Below are 23,578 nucleotides of genomic sequence, written 5' to 3'. Positions count from 1 at the left end.
CCATGATTTATTAGTGATTATTGCATGCATTATAACCATCCGTTGCAATAAACATAGTGAGATGAAACAAGATTCATTTCTAGTTGGTTATATATTCAACACTATTTGTAGATAAAAAGGACATCCGATATTTGTTAAACCATTTTCGTAATTTAAATAGTAGAGAAACCTAAACAATATTGACTTATTCTTGCTGTTTTTATTCAGTTTTTCACTTGCTTTAACTTTTCGTTGTCCTAGGGTCTAGCCACTTTTTATATCTGTGTTAGAATGCCAAATCACGTTTTTGAGCTACACAATAAAATGGAATAATTATTGTGCGCTAATTTTAGGGGAACGAGCAGTTTATGACTGATCTGGCATCATCAATTTCGCCAATTAACATCGAAGACGAACTAAAAAATTCTTATTTAGATTATGCAATGAGTGTAATCGTAGGTCGTGCATTACCCGACGTTCGTGACGGTTTAAAACCGGTTCACCGTCGTGTGCTTTTTGCAATGAACGAATTAAAGAACGACTTTAATAAGCCTTATAAAAAATCAGCTCGTGTTGTTGGTGACGTAATCGGTAAGTATCACCCACATGGTGACTCTGCTGTATACGATACAATCGTACGTATGGCTCAGCCATTCTCTATGCGTTATACGCTTGTTGACGGCCAAGGTAACTTTGGTTCAGTTGATGGCGATTCTGCAGCAGCAATGCGTTATACAGAAATTCGCATGGAAAAATTGGCTCATTCATTATTAGCCGATTTAGAAAAAGAAACAGTAGATTATGTACCTAACTATGATGGTACTGAGTTTATTCCTGCTGTACTACCAACGCGTGTACCGACATTATTAATTAATGGTTCTTCTGGTATTGCTGTTGGTATGGCAACCAATATACCTCCTCACAACATTTCTGAAGTGATCGGTGGTTGCTTAGCGTTAATTGAAGAGCCAAGTCTTTCAATTGAACAGCTAATGGAACACATTCCAGGTCCTGACTTCCCAACAGCAGCGTCTATCAATGGCCGTAAAGGTATCATTGATGCATACAAAACTGGCCGTGGCCGTGCTGTTATGCGCTCAAAAGCTGCAGTTGAAGAAGAGAATGGCCGTGAACGTATTATCGTTACTGAAATTCCTTATCAGGTTAACAAAGCGCGTTTGATTGAAAAAATCGCTGAGCTTGTAAAAGATAAGAAAATTGAAGGTATCAGTGGCTTACGCGACGAGTCTGATAAAGACGGTATGCGTATTGTTATTGAAATTAAACGTGGTGAAGTTGGCGAGGTTGTACTTAATAACCTATACGCTCAAACTCAAATGCAGTGCTCTTTTGGTATTAACATGGTTGCGTTGACAAATGGTCAACCAAAACTGTTTAACTTAAAAGAAATGCTTGAGTGTTTCATCCTTCACCGCCGTGAAGTCGTTACACGTAGAACCGTATTTGAATTACGTAAAGCACGTGAACGTGCACATATCCTAGAAGCACTTGCTATTGCATTGGCTAACATTGATCCAATCATTGCGTTAATTAAGGCTTCACCAACTCCTGCAGAAGCTAAGGTTAAATTAGTAGAGCAAGGTTGGAAGCTAGGAAATGTACAAGGCATGCTTGAAAAAGCAGGTGATGATGCAGCTCGTCCTGAGTGGTTAGAGCCAGAATTTGGTATTCGTGATGGCGAATACTTCTTAACTGAGCAGCAAGCACAGGCAATTCTAGAGCTTCGTTTACATCGCCTAACGGGCCTTGAACATGAAAAAATTCTTGCTGAATATGAAGAGTTACTCGAGTTCATTGCAGGTCTATTGTTTATTCTACGTAGCCCTGAACGCTTGATGGAAGTCATCAAAGAAGAGTTAGAAGAGATTCTAGAACAATACGGTGATGCTCGTCGTACTGTGATTAATCAAAACGAAGTTGATATGAGTCTTGAAGACTTAATTAACGAAGAAGATGTCGTGGTGACACTATCACACATGGGTTACGCTAAATATCAGCCATTGACTGATTACCAAGCGCAGCGCCGTGGTGGTAAAGGTAAAGCTGCAACGAAAGTGAAAGATGAAGATTTCGTTGAAAAACTGCTTGTTGCCAATACGCATGACACGATTCTTTGTTTCTCTGACTTCGGTAAAATGTACTGGCTTAAAGTTTACCAGTTACCGTTGGCAAGCCGCACAGCGCGTGGCCGTCCAATCATTAACTTGTTACCGCTTTCTGATGGTGAACGTATTACTGCGATTCTACCTGTGCGTGAATATGCTGATGATAAGTTTATTGTCATGGCTACCGCTCACGGTACCGTTAAGAAAACAGCATTAACTGCTTATAGTAATCCTCGTGCAAACGGTATTATTGCAGTTAACCTGAAAGATGATGACCAGTTAATTGGTGTTGATATTACTAATGGTAGTGATGACATCATGTTGTTCTCGAATGAAGGTAAAGTTGTTCGCTTTAACGAGAAAGTACGTGATTCTGAAACGGGTGAAGTGAAGAAAGATCCTGAGACTGGTGAAGATCTGATTGCTATCCGTCCAATGGGTCGTACGGCAACGGGTGTTCGTGGTATCAAACTTGAAGATGGTCAAAAAGTTGTTTCAATGATCATTCCTAAAGAAGATGGCTCTATTCTTACGGTAACTGAAAATGGTTACGGTAAGCGTACAGACCTATCTGAGTACCCAGCTAAGAGCCGTGGCACTAAAGGTGTTGTTTCAATCAAGGTGAGTGAGCGTAACGGTGCAGTCGTTGGCGCTGTTCAGGTGACTGAATCTGAAGAAATCATGCTGATTAGTAACAAAGGTACTCTGGTACGTACTCCTTCTAACGGTGTTTCATTGATTGGTCGTAACACACAAGGTGTGACAATCATTCGTACTGCTGAAGATGAAAAAGTAGTCGGTTTGCAAAGACTTGATGAAATTGAAGTCCCAGAAGAAGAGTTTGTTGAAGGCGAAGAGTCTGAAACAGCTGCAGTAGAAAATACTGCTGACGATGCGACTGATACACCAGAAGCAGATGCTTAATCGAGTTATTTGCTAAAACAAAAAAAGGATGCCAATGGCATCCTTTTTTATTGGTTCTTTTTTATAATCGATAACGTTAAACTTAGCGTAAACACAGCTTTAGTGTTTTTAATTATAGGTTTGTAAATTGTCTCAAACTACAGTGTTTGGTTTAGTGTTGTTTGCTCACTTACTTACCTACTTAAAGCTACTTAAAGCTAATTTGGCTACAGTTATTCGCTGTCACAAGTATTCACCACTCGATGTATTAACTTGTTTAAGACAGCTTGATTACTTAACTTAACTTAATTTAACTTATATTAGTTCAGCTATAGTTCAGCTCAGTTCTATTCAGTTTTAGTTCGCTGATGTATTACTGGCGAGGACATCTGCACGTTTAAATGTATCACGCCAAAATGCCGAACTGAGTTTAGCAATAACCCTTGATTCTCCATTAAGTAACATTGCCATACCGATATTTAATTCAGGTGAGTAGGAGACTTCGGCAACATAACCAGCCACCCAGCCAGCATGATAGATTAATGGTCTACCTTCAAATTCATAAACTCGCCAACCTTTACCGTAATGAGCATTATCTAGATAAGTTCTCCAATCGCGGCGGCGTAGTTCTTTTGTTGTTCTAACACCTGGGGTAGTAACATCTTTAATCACACTGTTGGACAGAACCCCAGGGTTTTCACCTAGATTGGCAATTAGCCATTTTGACATATCAGTAATGCTGGCATTAACACCAGCAGCAGGTGCTAATTTGTAATAATTGGGTTTTACTTTTACTTTTCTGAACCCTGATTTCGTTTTTACGTGTGGTTCAGCGCGATTACTTTGCTGATCGAATGCGTCATAACCAATGGATGCTGACTTCATATCTAAAGGTGAAAATATCTTATTTTGCAGTAAAGATTCATAAGATTGACCCGATTGCTGTTCTATTGCGTCTTGAATAAATGAAAATGCTACATTCTGGTAGCTGTAACAGACCCCAGGAGAACACATCGGGGTGAGCTCAGAGAATTTGTTGATAATTCTTTCCATGCCCACATTGGCATTGATTAAATTATCATAGCTATTTGGCATCAAGCCGGTACTTTGTCCAATGATATGACCGAGATTGATTTGCTGCGCTTTTTGTTTGTCGGCAAGGGTAAACTCTGGCAAGTAGCTTTTGATCGGCTGTTGCCAATTTAATTTTTTCTCATTGACCAACATACTAGCTAACGTGCCAGCAAAAGTTTTAGATACAGACGCTAATCTAAATACAGTGTCTGCATTGACATTCAAACTGCCGCCTTTTGTTCGTTTACCATATGTACTGAGTTTCAGCACTTTGTCGCCCTCAACTATCACAAATGCGCCACCTGGCACTTTGCTTGTTTTAAGCTGTTGATGAAAACGCTGTTTAAAGCTGTCGGCTAAAGGAGAATAGTCAGATTGCTCTGCAGCTATTAAGGAAGTAGGGAGCAAACTAACAAAAGATACAGCGCCTAAAAATAATATAGGTTTTAAAAACATGTACAGTTCCAATGACCGTTAATACGGTTTATTTATTATTGTGTTGACGTCTATAACTTAAAGGACGTTTGTTACTCATTTGTATACAAGTATTGTTGTTTAATTTAATGATATTTACTAGTGACTCGTCATGTAAATTCATAAAATCTGTTTCATTTTAAACATAAAAATAGTGCCGTAGTTTACTTATGCAGCACTTAATAAAATAGCAGGTTATTTATTGATAATTGACCAGTAGATTCTATCAAAAAATGCCTTGTTGATAGTATTTAAAAGTATATTTTGAGTAATTAAATCATGCTTGATCTGCTTTATGATTATTTTTCATTTTAGCTGTGAAACAGTTGGGATATAATGCATGTCAAAATGCTATCAATTTAATGTTTTAACTAAAAACGATAAAGGACAATGCTGTGAGCGCTATTTATAATTTTTGTGCTGGACCTGCCATGTTACCACAAGCTGTAATGCAAAAAGCGCAGCAAGAACTAATTGATTGGAATGGTTTAGGTGTCTCCGTCATGGAAATTAGCCATCGAAGTAAAGAGTTCATTGCATTAACTCAACATGCTGAAAAAACATTACGCGCATTAATGGAGATACCAGAAAACTATCATGTGTTATTTATGCATGGTGGTGGTCGTGGTCAATTCACCAATGTCGTTAATAACTTTTTAGGTGATAACGGTAAGGCTTTGTATTTAGTTAATGGCCAATGGTCAACAGCAGCGGTTAAAGAAGCGGTTAAATTGGTGGGTGATGACAATATTGATCAAATGAACATTGTCGAAAACTGTGATGGTGTCAATCAAGTTGTTCTTCCTGATCTCAATGCCATTGATAAAGATTATCGCTATGTCCATTTTTGTGCCAATGAGACCGTTGACGGCATAGAAATATTTGAATCACTTGAAAGCCCATGGCCTGTGGTGGTTGATTTATCTTCAACGATTATGTCGCGCCAAATAGACGTTAGTAAGTATGGGCTGATCTATGCCGGCGCTCAAAAAAATATCGGCCCATCAGGTTTATCTATTGTCATTGTTCGTGACGATATGTTGAAACTGCCTAGTTTACCTCAGTCTTCAATTATGGATTACAGCGTCGCGCAGGCGAACGATTCTATGTTCAATACACCACCAACTTTTGCATGGTATCTTGCCGCAGAAGTGTTTGATTGGTTGACTGCGCAAGGTGGCGTTACTGAGATAGAAAAAATCAATAAACAAAAAGCGGATTTACTGTATCAGTGTATAGACAGTAATCCGTTTTATAAAAATGGTGTTAAAGCAGAAAACCGTTCAAGAATGAACGTCACTTTTCAGTTAACTGACAACAGTCTAGATAGTGAGTTTTTAAAGCAAGCGGAGCAGGCGGGTCTTGTTGCGCTTAAAGGACATCGTATTGTCGGTGGCATGAGAGCAAGTATTTATAATGCGATGCCATTATCAGGTGTTCAAGCTTTGGTTAACTTTATGGAAACGTTTGCAAAACAACATAGTGCATAACTGTTTAAGCTAATCATAAATAAAAAAGCGAATGACATTAATGTCGTTCGCTTTTTAGTTTATATGTGTTTAGTGATGTTGATTATAAAATTGTCGCGATTGATTTAGCCAGATAATCAACGTTTGCTTCACTGATACCAGCAATACTCATCCGGCTTGAACCTACCATATAAATACTGTGTTGCTGCTTAAGCGTTTCTACTTGTTCAGGGTTAATACCTAAGAAGGAGAACATTCCTTTTTGTTTAGCAATGAAGCTGAAATCTTGCTCAACACCGTTTTCAATTAATTTACTCACCAGCATTTGACGGTTGCCGTTAATGCGATCTCGCATGACTGTTAATTCATTTAACCATGCTTGTTTTAACTCTGGATTTCCAAGTATGGTCTCAACCAATGCTGCACCGTGTGCTGGCGGCATAGAGTAGATACAACGCACAACATACAGTAGAACAGAAAAAGCAACGTTTGCAGCTTGGCTATTATCAGCGACAATAGTACATGCGCCAATACGCTCACGGTATAAACCGAAGTTTTTAGAGCACGAACTACATAAAATCATTTCCTCTACAGCCGCAGCCATCTGGCGAACGCCATAGGCATCTTCATCGACACCATCCCCAAAACCTTGATAAGCCATATCAATCAGTGGTGTAAAGCCTTGCTGAGCTGTGATGCTAATTACTTCATCCCATTGCGATTGAGTTAAATCCATTCCACTCGGGTTGTGACAACATGCATGCAATAAAACGACGTCATCTTTATTGATTTGTTTTAATGCATCGACCATTTGATCAAATTTAAGGGTTTTAGTGTCATAGTCATAATAAGGATAGGTTTTAACCGTTAAGCCAGCAGCTTCAAATAGGCCAGTGTGATTGGCCCAAGTTGGATCGCTAACCCAAATGACGGCATTGGGATTACAACTTTTAATAAATTCAGCTGCTACTCTCAATGCGCCAGTACCGCCAGGTGTTGACACTGTGCGAATACGATCAGCAAGCAATGCTGTATGACTTTGTCCAAATGCAAGTTCAGACATTAATTGATTAAACGACTCTGATCCGGTTGGGCCAATGTAGACTTTGGTGGTTTCAGTTTCTGTACGCATTTTTTCTGCTGTTTTTACACATTCCAGAATGGGTGTGTGACCCGCTGGATCTTTATAGACGCCAACACCTAAATCTATTTTCTGTGAGTGATTATCTTGGCGGTATTGAGTCAGCAAACCTAAGATTGGGTCGGCTGGCATAGCAGTTAATGTTTTGAACATGACTGTTGACCTTATTTATTATTCAGTTTTAGTAGGATTAACTTAAGGGTAACGTAGATTAAATACTGAATGAAATGCCTTTTTTTCAATAACGCCAAAAAGCTTATTTTTATGAGCCGAAAGTTTACAGTTTACGGTTCAATAGTGCAGAACAGGCTCTGACTTTAGGTTAAACAGGCTGTTTTTCATTCATTTTATTCAAGTTGGCTTAAAAACAGTAAATAAATGTCATATTTCCCTTGAATCATGGGCTGCAATCAGTAAATTTGTAGGCAAGAATAATTAATCAATTTGATAGTGCCCAAATCGTATAGATAAATTGACAAAGCTGTCTTTATCTTTTGCCTTCAGTCATTCTCGCGTTTAGCTAGAAATCATTTAAGAAGAATCGCTAATGAAACAATTGCGTCTAGAACCCGTTAACAAAGTAAATGGTGTCGTTAATATCCCTGGCTCAAAGAGCATATCAAATAGAGCATTATTGTTAGCGACGCTAGCAAAAGGGAAAACAACCCTGACAAATTTATTAGATTCAGACGATATTCGCTATATGTTGGCATCATTAAAGCAATTAGGCGTTGAGTACCAATTGTCTGAAAACAACACCGTGTGTGAATTAGTAGGTTTAGGCAAGCCATTAAGTGCTCAGCAAGCGCAGACTTTATTTTTAGGTAATGCAGGCACGGCAATGCGCCCATTATGTGCAGCGCTTACGTTAGGTTCAGGTGAGTTTACCTTAACAGGTGAACCTCGCATGGAAGAAAGACCTATTGGAGATTTAGTTGATTCGTTACGTCAGTTAGGTGCAAATATAACTTACCTTAAGAATGATGGCTTTCCACCTTTAACTATCAATGCAGACGGTTTAAATGGCGGAGAAGTTGAAATCGCAGGTGATTTATCTAGCCAATTTTTAACGGCATTATTAATGGTTGCCCCATTAACTAAAGACACAGTAAACATAAATATCAAGGGCGAGTTAGTTTCAAAGCCTTATATTGATATTACCATTGCATTAATGGCTCAGTTTGGTGTTGAAGTCATTAATCATGATTACCGCCGTTTTGAAATTCAAACTGGTCAGCAATATGTTTCACCGGGCAAAGTGCTTGTTGAAGGTGATGCATCATCAGCTTCTTATTTTCTCGCTGCTGGTGCAATTCAAGGTGGTGAAGTTAAAGTTACTGGTGTTGGTAAATTAAGTATTCAAGGGGATGTGAAATTTGCAGATGTACTTGAAAAAATGGGTGCAGACATTGAGTGGGGTGATGATTACATTATTGCACGCCAAGCAAAGCTAACGGCTGTTGATTTAGATATGAATCATATTCCTGATGCGGCAATGACCATCGCGACTGCTGCGTTATTTGCTGAGGGGACCACACGTATAACAAATATTTACAATTGGAGAATTAAAGAAACCGACCGCTTATCAGCTATGGCAACTGAACTCCGTAAAGTCGGTGCCACAGTAGAAGAAGGTCATGACTTTATTGCTGTTACTCCGCCAGCTGAGTTAAATACTGCAGCAATTGATACTTATAATGATCATCGTATGGCAATGTGTTTTTCTATGTTAGCCTTTGCTGACTGCGGGATTACCATCAATGACCCAGATTGCACGTCTAAAACATTCCCTACCTATTTCGCTGAGTTTGCTCGTTTAGCTCAATAAGGCTGTTGATTTCATCGACCAATTAAATGACGGCAGTCAATATACTGCCGTTGTTTTGATCTGGTTAGTGAACTTACAAAATACTCCAGTTTTTTCATCAAAATTGTTATACAATGCCGCCCGCTCATTTTGATGAACCTTTTTTACTTTCATGGAAGATTGTTTTTTTCGGAGGAATTTATGTCTGAACGTGCTCCAGTAGTCACAATCGACGGACCAAGCGGTGCAGGGAAAGGGACCATATGTCAATTAGTCGCAGAGAAACTAGATTGGCACTTATTAGATAGCGGTGCTATCTATCGCGTATTAGCCCTTGCTGCGATTCATCACAATGTTGAATTAGAGAATGAAGAAGCTATTACCTTACTTGCTGCTCATTTAGATGTGCAGTTTTTAACAGGTACTGAACAAGTTAAAGTGATTCTTGAAGGCGAAGATGTATCTACCAGCATCCGTACTCAAGAATGTGGCAATGCAGCGTCAAAAATTGCTGCATTCCCTCGTGTTCGCGAAGCATTATTGCGTCGTCAGCGTGCTTTTAGTAACACACCTGGTTTAGTCGCCGATGGCAGAGACATGGGGACGGTCGTTTTTCCTAATGCTCCAGCTAAGATTTTCCTTACTGCATCAGCAGAGGAAAGGGCGCAGCGACGCTATAAACAGTTGCAGGACAAGGGCTTCGATGTTAATATCGATCGCCTTTTATCTGAAATCATTGAACGTGATGACCGCGATATTAATCGTTCAGTCTCACCTTTAGTGCCTGCAGATGATGCGCTAGTGATTGATACTAGTGGTATAGGTATTAATGAAGTGCTTGAGCTTGTGCTTGAACACATCAATAAAAACTTAACGTAATTTCTTAATTCTGAGAGATTATGAAACAACATTTATATCACGGATGATGTAAATAAATTAATTGACTCCACATCCAGGATGGATGGTGGTTTATAAAAGAAAGTAATCATAAAATGACTGAATCTTTTGCTGATCTATTTGAACAATCCCTAAATGAACTTGAGTTCCGTCCTGGTTCTATCGTACGTGGTGTAGTTGTACGCATCGAAAACGGTACTGTACTAGTTGACGCTGGTCTTAAGTCTGAAAGCCCAATTTCTGCTGACGAATTCAAAAACGCTCAAGGTGTTTTAGAAATCGCTGTTGGCGACGAAGTTGATGTTGCACTTGACTCTGTTGAAGACGGTTTCGGTGAAACTCAATTATCTCGTGAAAAAGCGAAACGTCACGAAGCTTGGATTGTTCTAGAAAAAGCTTACGAAGATGCTGAAACTGTTATCGGTATCATCAATGGTAAAGTTAAAGGTGGTTTCACTGTTGAATTAAACGGTATCCGTGCCTTCTTACCAGGTTCTCTAGTAGACGTTCGCCCAGTTCGCGATACTGCTCACCTAGAGTACAAAGAATTAGAATTCAAAGTTATCAAACTTGACCAGAAGCGTAACAACGTTGTTGTTTCACGTCGTGCTGTTATCGAATCAGAAAGCAGTGCAGAGCGTGATGCTCTTCTTGAGAACCTTCAAGAAGGTCAAGCAGTTAAAGGTATCGTTAAGAACCTTACTGACTACGGTGCATTCGTAGACTTAGGTGGCGTTGACGGTCTTCTACATATCACTGATATGGCTTGGAAGCGTGTTAAGCACCCATCTGAAATCGTTAATGTTGGTGACGAAATCAACGTTAAAGTTCTTAAGTATGACCGTGAGCGTACTCGCGTATCACTAGGTCTTAAGCAACTTGGCGAAGATCCATGGTTAGAAATCAGCAAGCGCTACCCAGAAAGCACTCGTCTTACTGGTCGCGTAACGAACTTAACTGACTACGGTTGTTTCGTTGAAATCGAAGAAGGCGTTGAAGGTCTTGTTCACGTTTCTGAAATGGATTGGACTAACAAGAACATCCACCCATCTAAAGTTGTTAACTTAGGTGATGAAGTTGAAGTTCTAGTTCTAGACATCGATGAAGAACGTCGTCGTATTTCTCTAGGTCTTAAGCAATGTAAGACTAATCCATGGGATGATTTCGCTACTCGTTTCAACAAGGGCGATAAAGTTTCTGGTAAGATCAAGTCTATCACTGACTTCGGTATCTTCATTGGTCTTGACGGCGGCATCGACGGTCTTGTTCACTTATCTGACATTTCTTGGAACGGTACTGGCGAAGACGCTGTATCTGAGTACAAGAAAGGTGACGAAATCCACGCAGTAGTTCTTTCTGTTGACCCTGAGCGTGAGCGTATCAGCTTAGGCGTTAAGCAAACTGAAGACGATCCTTTCAATGCTTACTTGGCAGACAAGAAGAAAGGTACTATTGTAAATGGTGTAGTTACTGCTGTTGACGCTAAAGGCGTTACAATTGAACTAGCTGAAACTGTTGAAGGTTACCTTCGCGTTGCAGATATCTCTCGCGAGCGTATCGAAGACGCATCTACACAATTCTCTGTAGGTGACAAAGTTGAATCTAAGTTCATGGGCGTAGATCGCAAGAACCGTTCTATCAGCTTATCTATCAAAGCGAAAGATGAAGCAGATGAGAAAGAAGCAATGGCAACTATTAACAAGCAAGATGATGCTGTTATTAGTAATGCAATGGCTGAAGCGTTTAAAGCAGCTCGTAAGTAATAAATCGCCTGTTGTGTGGGAAACGTACTTTGTTTCCCATTAGGCGACTGTGTTTGGCTTGATAATAGAGGGTATAGGATGACGAAATCCGAACTGATCGAAAAACTCGCCACTAGGCAGTCGCAGCTGTCGGCGAAAGAAGTGGAAAGTGCTATAAAAGAAATGTTAGAGCAAATGGCGACAACATTAGAAGGCGGTGATCGCATAGAGATCCGTGGCTTTGGTAGTTTTTCACTTCATTTCCGTGCACCACGTGTTGGCCGTAATCCTAAAACTGGAACCTCAGTTGACTTGGAAGGCAAATATGTACCGCACTTTAAGCCTGGCAAAGAACTGCGTGAACGTGTCGATGCGGTTAATCAATGATTAACGCTTGATTAAAAAGCCTCCTTTTGGAGGCTTTTTTGTATCTAATGCTCAGCAAAGCTGGTTAGTTGACTAAAATTCTTGGATAATCATTATATTGGTAAATTTCGATCTTATCTTTCACAGATAGAATGGAGCTGCACGTGAAATCTTTTATTGCCATTGTCATTGTTGGTTTATTCTTTGTTCTTGCGCTACTTTTTGGTGCTAAGAATGAGCAAATTGTTACTGTCAGTTATTTTATCGCTGAAGGACAGTATCGATTACCTGTTGTCCTCGCGGTTGTATTTTTAGCTGGCTTCATCATTAGTTGGTTATTTGCTGCTTATTATATTGTTAAGTTGAAAATGGTCGTTAGAAAAAGGAACAAAACTATTGCTCAACTAACGAACAACATTTCTGAGCCAACTGTACAGGATACCGTCGCGTAATATGCTAGAAATCCTCTTTCTGTTGTTACCTATAGCGGCTGGTTATGGCTGGTATATGGGGCGAAGAAGTATACGACAGAATCAAAAACAGCAAAGTAAAAAACTCAGTAGAGACTATTTTACTGGGCTTAATTTTTTACTTTCAAACGAATCTGACAAAGCAGTCGATTTGTTTATTACCATGTTAGATGTCGATGATGAAACCATTGATACTCACCTTTCATTAGGTTCGCTTTTTAGAAAACGCGGCGAAGTCGACCGCTCCATCAGAATTCATCAAAACTTAATTGCCAGACCTAGCTTAACCACAGAACAACGTGATATTGCTATGATGGAGTTGGGTAAAGATTATTTAGCGGCTGGTTTCTACGACAGAGCTGAAGAAATATTTTTAAACCTTGTTAGTCAAGATGATCATAGTGAAGAAGCTGAAACTCAGCTGATCTCTATTTATCAAGTTACCAAAGAATGGCAGAACGCCATTAACATCACTAAAGGTTTAAGCCGCAAGCGTCAGCAAGTTTTAAAATCAATTACAGCCCATTTTTATTGTCAGCTTGCTGATGAATCTACAGATGGCGCTGAGAAAATCAAATTACTACAACAAGCAATTAAACTCGATGATAAATGTGGTCGTGCTTGGTTAACTTTGGCAAAAATTTATCTCGATTCAAATCAAGTTAATTTATGTAAAAAAGCTATCTTGGAACTAAAACTAGCTGATATTGAATTATTTTCTGATGCCATTGGTGTTGCAAAACAAGTCTATCGCGACACAAACGACGCTGAAGGTTATCAATCCTTGTTACAACAAGCCCTAGAGGCAGGCGCTGGGGCAAGTGTCATTATTGCACTAGCAAAACACATGATTGAACAAGGTAATACCAAAAATGCTGAAAAGATGGTGTTAGATCATCTTTACCGTCACCCAACGATGAAGGGTTTTCAGCATTTAATGCAACTACATATCAAACAAGCAGAAGATGGCCAAGCTAAACAAAGTTTATCTATGCTTGAAAAGTTAGTTGAACAACAGATTAAATTTAGACCCAGTTATCGTTGCTGCTCATGTGGTTTCCCAGCGCACAGTTTGTATTGGCATTGTCCGTCTTGTAAAGAATGGGGCAGCATCAAACGTGTTAAAGGCTTAGACGGAGAATAACGCCAGAGCATGGTAATATGCGTGGCCAAAGGTAACAACGATAACCGATTAAAACATTGGGTTACCAATCAAACATTTCATTTAATACCCTATAGCTGAAATGCGTTAACAAACACCTTACGGAGTAAACATGGCAGATAAACCGATTGTAGTAGCCTTAGATTATGACAATAAAAATGAGGCACTATCACTGATTGATAAGCTTGATCCATCTATGTGTCGCCTTAAAGTAGGCAAAGAAATGTTTACTTTATTTGGACCACAATTGGTAAAAGACATCCATGATCGTGACTTCGATTTATTTCTAGATTTAAAATTTCATGATATTCCTAATACTGTAGCAAAAGCCGTGTCTGCAGCAGCGGACCTTGGTGTTTGGATGACGAACGTCCATGCAAGTGGTGGTTTAGCGATGATGCAGGCAGCCCAAAATGCATTAGGCAATTATGGTAATGACGCACCTTTGCTAATCGCTGTAACAGTATTAACGTCAATGAGTGATGAAGATTTATCATTATTAGGGATAAATGTTCCTGCATCTGAACATGTTAAACGTTTAGCTGCGCTAACACATCAAGCTGGTCTTGATGGGGTTGTGTGTTCAGCTCAAGAAGCCACTATGCTTAAAACAAGCTTTGGTAAAGACTTTAATTTAATCACTCCTGGTATTCGTCCTGTTGGTGCTGATGTTGGTGATCAACATCGCGTAATGACGCCACCGAAGGCGATTGCTGCGGGCTCTGATTATTTAGTGATTGGTCGCCCAATTACTAAAGCAACCGATCCATTAGCTTCATTACATCAAATCGTTAATTCATTAACGTAAACATGTAGGTATTGATCAATATTCTAATAGTATCACCTAAGCAGGAGTGCAAAATGTTTGATTATCATGGAAAGAACGTTGTTGTTATTGGTGGTACAAGTGGCATTAATCTTGGTATTGCTTGCGCTTTTGCTCAGCAAGGGGCAAATGTTGCTGTTGCCAGTCGCAGTGTTGAAAAAGTGACAGCAGCCGTAGATGCTTTAAAGTCAGCTAACCCTCGAGGTCAGCACATAGGCGTGAGTTTTGATGTCAGAGATCCTGAAGCTGTTGCTTCGGGTTTTTCAGAGATTGAAGCACAGTTCGGCCATATTGATGTGTTGGTCAGTGGCGCAGCAGGAAACTTTCCTGCACGAGCGAAAGATTTATCGGTAAATGGCTTTAAATCGGTTATGGATATTGATTTACTTGGTAGCTTTCAAGTGATTAAACAAGCATATCCATTATTGGCGAAAGGCATAAAAGAGACTGATGGCAAAACGTCTGCCAGTGTCATTCAAATTTCAGCACCTCAAGCCTATGTGCCAATGGCGTTACAAGTGCACGTATGTGCAGCAAAAGCGGGTGTTGATATGCTGACACGTACCTTAGCCATAGAATGGGGCGTTGAAGGTATTCGAGTCAATTCTATTGTGCCGGGTCCTATCGCAGAAACTGAAGGTTTTGATCGCTTAGCACCGAGTAAAGCATTAAAATCGATGATAGCTGATAGTGTGCCGCTTAAACGTAACGGACAAAAACAAGATATTGCCAATGCTGCGTTATTTCTAGCATCTGACATGGCTTCATACATTACCGGAACAATATTACCTGTCGATGGTGGTTGGTCATTAGGTGGTGCAGGTGCTGCAATGGATGCATTAGCAAAACATTTACCTGAACAGTAATACAATTTTTTTAAAGGTGATTTAAATGGCCAACGCATTGCAAGAGCAATTGCTAAAAGCAGGACTCGCGAGTAAGCAAAAAGCGCGAGACGTTAAAACTCAAAAACGTAAACAGAAAAAAGCCAAGGTCGATGACGGCAGTGCTGATTTGAAACAGCAAATTGCAGATCAAAAGTTAGCGCAAGCAGAAAAAGATCGCGCTTTAAACGAGAAACGATTTGCAGAGGCGAGTGAGAAAGGTCAAGTTCGTGGTCTTATTACCGAGTTTAATAAGTTTGCCATTAGCATCCCTAAAGATGCTGAAATCAAATTTAATTTCACTATGAGCACTAAGATTTTATCTATTTACGTAACAGAAAAGCTGCAAGGTCAGTTATTATCTGGCGCTGTAGGTATCGTACGCCACGAAGATAAGAGCTACCTTGTACCTCACAAACTGGCTGAGCGTGTAAACTTATTGGTACCTGAGTGGTGTGGTTATTTATGGGAAGAAAATACCAATACCCAAACTGAACAAGTTGAACAAGCAGATGATCCATACGCAGATTATGCAATTCCTGATGATTTAATGTGGTAAACACGGAGTAAACTCTCATTATTCAAATGATGTGTTTAATGGCGAATTCGTTTATCTAAATCATAATTATTAAAGCCTCTTTACGGGGCTTTTTTATTGCTTAAATTTATAATTAAATACCATTTCATTCATGCTTTACTAGGTAATCATCGTGCTTAAAAAAACTCACTACTATAGAAATGGTGCTGATTACCGAGAAGGGCAGCAAGCCAATTTTATTGATATCAAACATACTTTTGGTTTGAGGCATATTAGTGTCGGCAAATGGGTTACTAGAGAAGAGTCTGACATTGCAGCTAATCTAGTTTTTGATTCATTAGCTGATTTATCACAGATATTACAAGTGCCTACAAGATTACTGGGGTTGCGACAAACATTGAACTTGTTATTTGGCCGAGGTGGTCAAAAAGGCGTGCAGGCTCATTATTCCCCGACCACTAAAGAACTAGCTTTAGCTAAAAATGCAGGTGCAGGAGCTTTAGCACATGAGTTCTGGCATGCATTTGATCATTACATTGTTGATAAGGCTTTTGATGTTGGTAGCAATATGAGGAGTTCCCATTCTGCCTTTAGCGTTAAATACAGCTGTGCATCTGATTTATGGCTCAAAGATGTGTTGTTAAAACCTCACCAACTAAATGACAAACTGTCAGCGTTATTTAAATTGGTATTGTTGAGTGATGACGGCATGAGTGAAAGTGATTATGTGAACAAGGCTATCGCCATTGATAAGCAGCAAGGAAGTTACTATTTCTCTAAACCTACAGAGCTAATGGCAAGGGCATTTGAGGCTGCAATTGAATCAGACGGTCATATCCATAACCAGTATTTGGTCTCAGGGACATTAGATACTGATACTGTTTCAAAAATGATATATCCCTCTATGGAGCATCGCAAACAGATCATGGCTTGTATTATAGATTATTTTGCATTGCTGGGTGCCGCTTACGAGCAACAGCAATAAAAGTTACTTATCTAATATCGTTCTCATTTTATCAATAAAACTCTGCTAATTATCTAAGATGATTGACAGCAGTTATCTTTCCAAAGTGCTTTTAGAAATATCCTTTTTTTATATGGTTAACATGCGATTGAACTTGTGTTTATTGCGACTTTTGTATAAATTGAAACAACTGTTTTAATTATCTGTTTAAGAGCCTGATATGAACCCTTACCAAGCACCTTTAAAAGACATGCAGTTTTTATTAGAAAATGTCTTCGACGCCACCAATACTTGGCAAAACATGCCTGCTATGGCTGAAATGGTCGATATGGATACTGCTGTCGCTATTTTAGATGAAGCGAGCAAGATAAGCCGTGACCTAATTCAACCTATTAACCGAAATGGGGATGAACAAGAAGTCAGACATATTGATGGTAAGGTCATCACACCGGATGGGTTTAAAGAAACTTACCAGCAATTTTCAGAAGGTGGTTGGGTAGGGCTTTGTGGTGAGCCAGATTTCGGTGGTATGGGAATGCCGAAAATGCTTGGTGTATTAGTTGATGAGATGAATTACAGCGCCTGTAACTCATTTACTTTATACAGTTCACTGACTGCTGGCGCCGCATTATGTATTAATGCGCACGCAACAGAAGAGTTAAAAGAAAAATATTTACCTAATCTTTATTCTGGCCAGTGGTCAGGTGCAATGGACATGACTGAGCCGCAAGCGGGTTCAGATTTACGTAACATTCGTACTAAAGCTGAACCTCAAGAAGATGGCAGTTACTTAATTTCTGGTAGCAAAATTTTCATTACCGGTGGCGATCATGATTTAACAGAAAACGTTATTCACTTAGTGTTGGCTAAACTGCCTAATTCCAGTGGTATATCTTTATTTTTAGTGCCTAAAATCAATGTTAATGATGACGGTTCATTAGGTGATTCTAACGGGGTGACTGTTGGTTCTATAGAACATAAAATGGGCCTTAAAGCATCTGCCACATGTGTGATGAATTACGACAATGCCAAAGGTTTTTTAGTTGGTAGAGTTGATCGTGGTTTGGTGTGTATGTTCACTATGATGAACTATGAGCGCTTGGCTATTGGTATTCAAGGTTTAGGCAGTGCTCAGGGTGCTTATCAAATGGCTGCCGACTATGCTAAAGAACGTGTACAAGGCGTCGCAGCAGGAGGGTCAGCAACTGGCGCTACTGCCGATCCTATTATTGTGCATGGCGATGTGCGTCGTATGCTATTAACAATCAAGTCAATTACTGATGCGGGTCGTGCATTATCAGTGTTTACTGGTAAACAACTTGATTTGGCCAAGCACAGTGAAGGTGATGTTAAAGCAAAAGCGACAAAATATGTTGGCTTATTAACACCAGTTTCTAAAGCCTTCTTAACTGACCGTGGTTTAGACGCCACAATCATGGCGCAACAAGTATTCGGTGGTCATGGTTATATTCGCGAAACGGGTATAGAACAATTTGTCCGTGACACGCGAATCGCGCAGATTTATGAAGGAACAAACGGCATTCAGGCTATCGACTTTTTAGGTCGTAAAGTCACAGGTGACAATGTCGCAACGTTAACTAGTTTCGTTGCTGAGATAAACCAAGAGTTAGCCGGTTTTGAACATGTGTCTGACGCTGACAAAAAGGCGATCAGCTTACGCTTTGATAATTTACTCACCATTGCAAATCACATCAATGAGCATAAATTAACTCAGCCAGCATTAATTAATGCGAGTGCGGTTGATTTCTTAGATGCATTTGGTTTTATCCTTTACGGTTATTACTCATTGCTGATGGCTGAACGTTCACAAGGTCATGAAGATCAAAGTTTTGCGCAACAAAAACAATTTGTGGCAAAGTTCTATATGGACAAAGTTCTGCCTAAAGCGGATTTCCATATTGCGCAGGTCAGTCAAGGTGACGATGCTATTATGGCAATGCCTGCAGACTTGTTTTAAATTATCGACTTGTAAGCACTTATCAGAAAAAAGCACCTTAATTTAAGGTGCTTTTTAGTATCTACAATAAATAAGCTTAAGCAGCAATTTGCTTGATAGCGCAAAGACCGATACTTAAGGTTTAAGGCAAATCATTCAACGTTTGCAGCAAAAGGGCACTAAAAGGTGCTAGTCTGGCTTTTTTTGCTTTAGGGCTTAAGCCGTTTTCTATGATGACAAAAGCGTATTGCTTACCATTATCTGCATCTAAATATCCTGCCAAGTTTTCTACGCCCATCATAGTGCCGGTTTTAGCGGCCACTTCACTCTTTAACGGTGGTTGATTAAAGTATTTTTTGTATTTGAGGGTGCCAGACTCACCAGAAACGGGTAGTAATGTTTCTAGATAGTTTAATTGCTCGTCTGTTTTGATTAGTTGTAATACCGCCATCATTTGATGGGCTGTAATAAGGTTGTAACGTGACAAGCCAGAGCCATCGACAATGTTTGCTTCAATATAAGGTAAGCCGAGTTCTAGCATTATATGCTCAATGGCTTTTGCTCCGACTAAAAATCCATCTTTAGGTACAGTATTATTCCACTGTATCTCATCTAAAGGGGCTGCTTGCTCAGTTCGTAATTGCTTTTGGTATTGAAAAAAATACTGTCTGCCAATTTGTTTTAATAAACTGTCAGCAATTAAATTATCAGATTTTTGTAACATGGTTTTTAATAAAACGGGTAGCGGTTTTGATTGATGTGTTGCAATGACTGTTTGTGGCTGATTAACCTTTGATACAGTGCTAATACTAAGATAGTTAATCTTGTTTTGTTGGAGTAAATCTTCAATTACCCCTTTGCTATATAAACTCGGATCGTTTACTGCTATCGCTAATCGAATGGATTTGTTGCCTGGGTAACAACCATCAATTTGATAATGGTTATTATCAAATCGTTGCATATGCAATTCACAAAAATGTTTTTGTGCTTCTTTTACATCAATGGTTTGATCAAACTTAGCTGTTGATGTCATCGTGATTGGATAAATTGATTTAATTGAAACGGTAGACGCCACTTTAGACGGCGTCAGCGTCGCTTTAACGCAATTTCTATCAATAATGTAATTTGACACCGGCGCCGCATAACAAATGCCTAAATCGTCCCAAGCCCAGCCTGGTGCGCGAGTTTGTTTAGACTCTTCTGCAACTAGATATACATCACCGCTAATATTACTGATCCCTTTTTGCTTTAATTGCTGGATGAGCGCATCGAGGTGTTTACGTTTTAGGGTTGGATCCCCTTGAAAGTGGATATACAGGTTACCGTTTAAGACATTGTTATTGATAACACCGTCATGAGTCATTTGGGTTTCATAATGAAAATCTTTACCTAATTGATGGCTCGCAGCTACTGCAGTGATTAATTTCTGAATGCTAGCAGGTAACATTAAGGTATTATCATTGAGTGTATAGATTTTTTTTTGGCTTTCAACATCCCAAACACTCACTGATATCTGTGACTGTGATGGGCTGATGATATTCATCATATTAGTTAAATAGTCATTTGCTAACACTGGAAAACTCATTGCCAGAATGACTACCGTAAAGGATAAGGCTCGAATAGGAAAAGGCATAATTAGATACAATCAATATAGGTAAAGTTAAAATACGTCATTTACGTGTGGTTTACATTAAAGATCTTTGCTTGTGGTTGAGAAATAGTCGATTTTACAGAAAATATTGGGTCACCTTCGTGAGTAAATCGTTAGCGTTTAAGCCCAAATATATTAATTGTTTCTCATAAACTAACCAAACACGTGTTTAAGTTGAGAAAAACCTTGCTCGAACGCAGTTAAGTCGGTAATTTCTATCTCCAATTATTTTAGTAAATTTGTTATTGCGTCGTTTCAGATATATCGATTGATAGATTAAGCATTTTATTGTTCAAACCTAGAATAAAAATAGGGCTGATGCTTAAATTCAATACGAATAGTCATTTAAAAACGGCGAACTCAGTGAGTAACACTGAGAATCATTTAAGGAGGTTGCCTTGCTGGACAAGCTAGGTGGTATCGCATTACAAGCTGAATCATTAAAATGGTTATTAGATCCGATTCAGTTTAAAACTGAATTACTTTCACGCATCGCGAACGCGAAAAAAGCGATCTATATAGCTGCGTTGTATTTGGAAGATGACGAAGCAGGACGCGAAGTCTTAAATGCGTTATTAGCAGTTAAAGCTGCCAATCCTGAAATTAATATTGTTGTACTAGTAGATTATCATCGTGCACGTCGTGGCTTAATTGGTCATAAAGGCGATAGCGGTAATTACATTATGTACCGCAAAGCAATGGCTGAAGCTGAAGTCCCATTTGATATTCTTGGGGTGCCTGTTAAATCTCGTGAATTTATGGGCGTTTTGCACCTTAAAGGTTTCATTATCGATGATGCTGTCATCTTCAGTGGTGCAAGTATCAATAATATCTATTTCCAGCAATTTGAAAAATATCGCTTTGATCGCTATCACCTGATTGAATCTGCTGAACTTGCAAGAAGCATGACTGCATTTATTCATCAGTATTTAGTTAGCGATCCAGCGGTTTGCTCATTAACGCAAGATAGTAGTAGCGAGCAGTGCCCTGAAAAGAACGATATTCGCACATTCAAGACGCGTCTAGGGCGTTCTAAATACGAATTTGAAAGTACGCGTATTGGTAATCGTGTGACACCGCTTGTGGGGTTAGGCCGTAAAAAGAATAAGCTTAATGAAGTGGTTGTTAAGCTTGTCGATGAGTCTCAAGAGTCATTGTTTATTTGTACGCCATATTTTAATCCACCTAATGCCTTGGTGCGTGCACTGACTCGTCATCTTCGTAATGGCAAAAGTATTGATATTGTTGTCGGTGATAAAACGGCTAACGATTTTTATATACCACCTGAAAAAGAATTCTCTACCATTGGTGCATTGCCGTATATGTACGAGCAATCGTTACGCAAGTTTGTTAAGCGCCAACAATGGGCTGTTGAAAATGGTCAGCTTAGGATCCACCTTTGGAAAAATGGAATTAATAGTTACCATTTGAAAGGGATCAGTGCTGATGGCAAAAAACACCTCATCACAGGCTCTAATCTTAACCCACGGGCTTGGGCTTTGGATCTAGAAAATGGCTTACTACTGCATGATGAATCTGGTGCTTGGAAGGCCAATTTTGAAGCTGAACAAGAACTGATCCTTACCCACACTGAGAAGCTGTTTCATTACAGTCAAATTGAAACTTTACAGAAATATCCAGTTCCTGTGAAAAAAATTATGACTAGAATTAAACGCTTAAAGGCTGATTTTTTACTTCGTAGAATATTATAGCTAGGCAAAAATCATTCATCACCTTAATTGGTGATGAATATTTTTGAACGTAAAAGTAAACGACTGCATCTATTTGTGTTTAATACACTATCATTTGATACTAAGATAATTATGTATCAAGCAAGCATGATAATTTTCCTTAATAGCAAAACTATAGCTGTCCTTAAGTCATTCCCATATTGCGATAGAAAGAGAGTCCAACATGTTGGCGATACCACCTGAGCAGCAACATGCTGTTCATCGTCTGTACCAATACAGAAAATCAATTTCAACAAAACCTTTTGCAGCTAGAGGAATGAAGCTTATTCGTTGCCCATGGTGTTTATTAGGAGAGATTTTCTGTACCTGTGAGCATAGGCAGTATCTCAACACATCAGCTAGCTTTATGTTGATCATGTATGATGACGAAGTATTAAAGCCGACAAATAGTGGTCGTCTCATTGCTGATACCGTGCCTAATACCAGCGCTTTTCTTTGGTCGCGTAAAGAGCCCAATAAGCAAATGATTGAGATGATTAATGATGCTCAATATCAGCCTTTGTTAATTTTCCCCGCTCAATATGCACAAGAAGGTCAGCAAGTGGTAGAGCATATTGATCAACTATCAGTGTGCAAACAGTCAAACATTGATAATGCAGTTAATGCTTCTTTAGCGCATCAAGCTGATAAGCCTAAAAAAATACCGTTACTCATTTTACTGGATGGTAGCTGGCGCCAAGCGATTAAAATGTTTCGCAAGAGTCCATACCTTCATGATTTACCCTTGCTATCTTTTAATCCGGAAACCTTAGCCACTTATGAATTAAGAAAGGGCAGTCATGACTTTCAGTTGTCTACCGCTGAAGTTGCTGCATTAGCATTTAGCGCGATAGATGAACCTAAAAATGGTGAGGCATTATCATCTTGGTTTGAATTATTTGTGGAGTCCTCTTTGCTTGGGCGTAATAGACGCTTAAAAGAAGACATTGTGCCAATCGAAAACTATATTGATAAGTTTAAACAAGCTATGATAATAGCCAAAGAAGGCTAGTTTTTCTTTTTAACTTAATTGATTTTTGGATAATTTGTAAATCAGTTCAATTGTTTACGCATAGGATGCGCGCTTAGTATGTTTGATAATAAATTAATTGTTCTTTACCGATTAGAGCCAGGTTGTTTAGGACCAGATGGTATAGATCACATTGATACCTTTTGTAATCTTGCTCAGCAAACGTTAGCTGCGTTTGATACAGACAGTTGCCAGTGGTTACTTGAACCTCGTTTTAATAAACAATTAGACGAAATGGCTTATTGTTTAGCCAATAAAATGCTCACTCGCGCGCAAGCTGCAAAATATTTACAGCGCTTTGGTCATGACCTTGAACAAGTACAAGAAGTGTTTGAAGATAAACTAACTGATTTAATCAATCAATATATTGCTCGTAAGTCGTAAGCGT

19 protein-coding genes are annotated in these 23,578 nt (G+C 39.2%); 16 read left to right on the top strand and 3 right to left on the bottom strand.

Annotated elements, in window-relative coordinates:
- Positions 1–347 precede the first annotated feature (347 nt).
- On the top strand, positions 348–3,029 hold the full coding sequence (gyrA, locus tag L2737_RS06680; RefSeq protein WP_102527377.1) for a DNA gyrase subunit A: 2,682 nt from the start codon (positions 348–350) through the stop codon (positions 3,027–3,029).
- A 336-nt stretch (positions 3,030–3,365) separates the two neighbouring features.
- Here the strand turns inward: gyrA and L2737_RS06675 are convergent, their stop codons facing one another.
- Positions 3,366–4,538 (bottom strand): serine hydrolase domain-containing protein, encoded by a 1,173-nt coding sequence (locus L2737_RS06675; protein WP_229368746.1) that lies wholly within the window; start codon positions 4,536–4,538, stop codon positions 3,366–3,368.
- A gap of 413 nt (positions 4,539–4,951) precedes the next feature.
- On the opposite strand from L2737_RS06675, the gene serC reads away from it, so the two are divergent.
- Positions 4,952–6,046: a 3-phosphoserine/phosphohydroxythreonine transaminase gene (gene serC, locus L2737_RS06670; protein ID WP_248955214.1), complete on the top strand. Its 1,095-nt coding sequence runs from the start codon at positions 4,952–4,954 to the stop codon at positions 6,044–6,046.
- Between the two features lie 82 nt (positions 6,047–6,128).
- Here serC and L2737_RS06665 read toward each other — a convergent pair whose 3' ends face one another.
- Positions 6,129–7,319 carry an amino acid aminotransferase gene (locus L2737_RS06665; protein ID WP_102527374.1) on the bottom strand — a complete coding sequence of 397 codons (1,191 nt, stop codon included), beginning with the start codon at positions 7,317–7,319 and terminating at the stop codon, positions 6,129–6,131.
- 394 nt (positions 7,320–7,713) lie between these two features.
- Here L2737_RS06665 and aroA point away from each other — a divergent pair, with 394 nt between their 5' ends.
- From aroA to L2737_RS06610, 11 genes are all read left to right on the top strand, one after another.
- Positions 7,714–8,994 carry a 3-phosphoshikimate 1-carboxyvinyltransferase gene (gene aroA, locus L2737_RS06660; protein ID WP_248955213.1) on the top strand — a complete coding sequence of 427 codons (1,281 nt, stop codon included), beginning with the start codon at positions 7,714–7,716 and terminating at the stop codon, positions 8,992–8,994.
- Positions 8,995–9,174: 180 nt separating this feature from the next.
- Complete coding sequence (cmk, locus tag L2737_RS06655) at positions 9,175–9,852, top strand: (d)CMP kinase (protein WP_229368742.1); 678 nt, start codon at positions 9,175–9,177, stop codon at positions 9,850–9,852.
- A 92-nt stretch (positions 9,853–9,944) separates the two neighbouring features.
- Positions 9,945–11,633, top strand: a complete 1,689-nt coding sequence (rpsA, locus tag L2737_RS06650) for a 30S ribosomal protein S1 (protein WP_277868760.1) — start codon at positions 9,945–9,947, stop codon at positions 11,631–11,633.
- Between the two features lie 78 nt (positions 11,634–11,711).
- Positions 11,712–11,999 (top strand): integration host factor subunit beta, encoded by a 288-nt coding sequence (gene ihfB, locus L2737_RS06645; RefSeq protein ID WP_229368741.1) that lies wholly within the window; start codon positions 11,712–11,714, stop codon positions 11,997–11,999.
- Positions 12,000–12,142: 143 nt separating this feature from the next.
- Positions 12,143–12,430, top strand: coding sequence for a LapA family protein (locus tag L2737_RS06640; RefSeq protein WP_229368740.1), 288 nt, complete (start codon positions 12,143–12,145; stop codon positions 12,428–12,430).
- Position 12,431: 1 nt separating this feature from the next.
- A complete protein-coding gene (lapB, locus tag L2737_RS06635) occupies positions 12,432–13,592 on the top strand; it encodes a lipopolysaccharide assembly protein LapB (RefSeq protein ID WP_102527368.1) in 1,161 nt (386 codons plus the stop codon).
- 130 nt (positions 13,593–13,722) lie between these two features.
- Positions 13,723–14,418 (top strand): orotidine-5'-phosphate decarboxylase, encoded by a 696-nt coding sequence (pyrF, locus tag L2737_RS06630; RefSeq protein WP_248955212.1) that lies wholly within the window; start codon positions 13,723–13,725, stop codon positions 14,416–14,418.
- Positions 14,419–14,471: 53 nt separating this feature from the next.
- The gene (locus L2737_RS06625; protein WP_248955211.1) at positions 14,472–15,302 is read left to right on the top strand and encodes an SDR family oxidoreductase; all 831 of its coding nucleotides are present in this window, start codon (positions 14,472–14,474) and stop codon (positions 15,300–15,302) included.
- 25 nt (positions 15,303–15,327) lie between these two features.
- Complete coding sequence (locus L2737_RS06620) at positions 15,328–15,879, top strand: DUF2058 domain-containing protein (protein ID WP_102527365.1); 552 nt, start codon at positions 15,328–15,330, stop codon at positions 15,877–15,879.
- 151 nt (positions 15,880–16,030) lie between these two features.
- Positions 16,031–16,843: a CLCA_X family protein gene (locus L2737_RS06615; protein ID WP_248955210.1), complete on the top strand. Its 813-nt coding sequence runs from the start codon at positions 16,031–16,033 to the stop codon at positions 16,841–16,843.
- Positions 16,844–17,042: 199 nt separating this feature from the next.
- A complete protein-coding gene (locus L2737_RS06610) occupies positions 17,043–18,800 on the top strand; it encodes an acyl-CoA dehydrogenase family protein (RefSeq protein WP_248955209.1) in 1,758 nt (585 codons plus the stop codon).
- 121 nt (positions 18,801–18,921) lie between these two features.
- On the opposite strand, the gene dacB is transcribed toward L2737_RS06610, so the two are convergent.
- Complete coding sequence (gene dacB, locus L2737_RS06605) at positions 18,922–20,412, bottom strand: D-alanyl-D-alanine carboxypeptidase/D-alanyl-D-alanine endopeptidase (protein ID WP_248955208.1); 1,491 nt, start codon at positions 20,410–20,412, stop codon at positions 18,922–18,924.
- A 416-nt stretch (positions 20,413–20,828) separates the two neighbouring features.
- Between dacB and pssA the strand changes: the two genes are divergently transcribed.
- The 3 genes from pssA (at position 20,829) to L2737_RS06590 (ending at position 23,574) form a co-directional block, all read left to right on the top strand.
- Positions 20,829–22,142, top strand: a complete 1,314-nt coding sequence (pssA, locus tag L2737_RS06600) for a CDP-diacylglycerol--serine O-phosphatidyltransferase (RefSeq protein ID WP_248955207.1) — start codon at positions 20,829–20,831, stop codon at positions 22,140–22,142.
- Positions 22,143–22,344: 202 nt separating this feature from the next.
- Positions 22,345–23,172 carry a tRNA-uridine aminocarboxypropyltransferase gene (locus tag L2737_RS06595; protein WP_428848381.1) on the top strand — a complete coding sequence of 276 codons (828 nt, stop codon included), beginning with the start codon at positions 22,345–22,347 and terminating at the stop codon, positions 23,170–23,172.
- A 78-nt stretch (positions 23,173–23,250) separates the two neighbouring features.
- On the top strand, positions 23,251–23,574 hold the full coding sequence (locus L2737_RS06590) for a hypothetical protein (protein WP_102527360.1): 324 nt from the start codon (positions 23,251–23,253) through the stop codon (positions 23,572–23,574).
- The last annotated feature ends 4 nt before the right edge of the window (positions 23,575–23,578 follow it).

Source organism: Shewanella electrodiphila (assembly GCF_023283985.1).
In the GTDB taxonomy this organism is placed as follows: domain Bacteria; phylum Pseudomonadota; class Gammaproteobacteria; order Enterobacterales; family Shewanellaceae; genus Shewanella; species Shewanella electrodiphila.
This window is presented reverse-complemented; position numbering and strand designations above follow the sequence as displayed.